1 protein-coding gene and 1 pseudogene are annotated in these 1068 nt (G+C 63.2%); both read right to left on the reverse strand.

The genetic code is table 11. The features are described from left to right. A pseudogene (locus tag ACIROW_RS24080) lies at positions 1-106 on the reverse strand (ABC transporter ATP-binding protein); the annotation flags it as partial. A gap of 32 nt (positions 107-138) precedes the next feature. Continuing rightward, positions 139-1068: branched-chain amino acid ABC transporter permease (locus tag ACIROW_RS24085; RefSeq protein WP_402279732.1), on the reverse strand; the 930-nt coding region annotated here is incomplete at its 5' end.

Genomic DNA, 1068 nt, shown 5'->3' on the forward strand with positions numbered 1-1068 from the left:
CGTAGATCTGGCCTTGTTCAATCGTCAGGCTCACGCCCGATAGAGCTTGCAGGCCGCCGAAACGTTTGCTGACGTCGGCGATTTTTAACAGGGTGGTGGTGCTCATTGTGTCGTCCTCTGTGTTCTGTTCGTCGATGCTCAGGCTTTGACCACACCGACGGCGTCACTGCCGTGCGGGTGGTCGGCTTCAGGCCGGTCTTCGTGACGCGGCGACGGCCACAGGCCGGCAGGACGATTCAGCATGATGATCACCATGGCCAGACCGTAGAGCAGCTGGCGCAGCACTTCGGCGTCGATCCAGACGCGGCCGAACAGGCTCATCTGCACCGGCTCGACCACGTGGCGCAGCACTTCCGGCAAGGCCGCCAGGATCACGCCGCCCAGCACCACGCCGGGGATGTGGCCGATACCGCCCAAGACCACCATGGCCAGCACGGCGATGGACTCGGTCAGCGAGAACGATTCCGGCGATACAAACCCCTGGAAGGAGGCGAACATGGCGCCGGCCACGCCGCCGAACGACGCGCCCATGGCAAACGCGAGGAGTTTGACGTTGCGGGTGTTGATGCCCATGGCTTTTGCGGCGATCTCGTCTTCGCGGATCGCCACCCAGGCGCGGCCCAGGCGCGAGTCCTGCAGGCGGATCGAGAAGAAGATCACGCCGATGCACAAGAGCAGGAACAGGAAGTAGTAGGCGTTCACCGACGGCATGCTGATGCCGAGGAACTTGACGATCGAGCCCGAACCCGGCTCGCCGCCCAGCGACACGCCAAACACGCGGATCGGGTCGATCAGGTTGATCCCCTGCGGGCCGTTGGTGATGTTCACCGGCGCGTTGAGGTTGTTCATGAAGATGCGGATGATTTCACCGAAGCCGAGCGTGACGATGGCGAGGTAGTCGCCGCGCAGTTTCAAGGTCGGCGCACCCAGCAAGGCGCCGAACAAGGCCGCGATCAATGCCGACAGCGGCACAATGATCCACAGCGACAGGTGGATCCCGGTCTGCACGATCTGCGGGCCGCACACCATCACGAGGAAGTTGCCCACCGCAGGATAGGTGTTGACGAA

Source organism: Herbaspirillum sp. NPDC101397 (genome assembly GCF_044767325.1).
Taxonomy (GTDB): domain Bacteria; phylum Pseudomonadota; class Gammaproteobacteria; order Burkholderiales; family Burkholderiaceae_D; genus Herbaspirillum.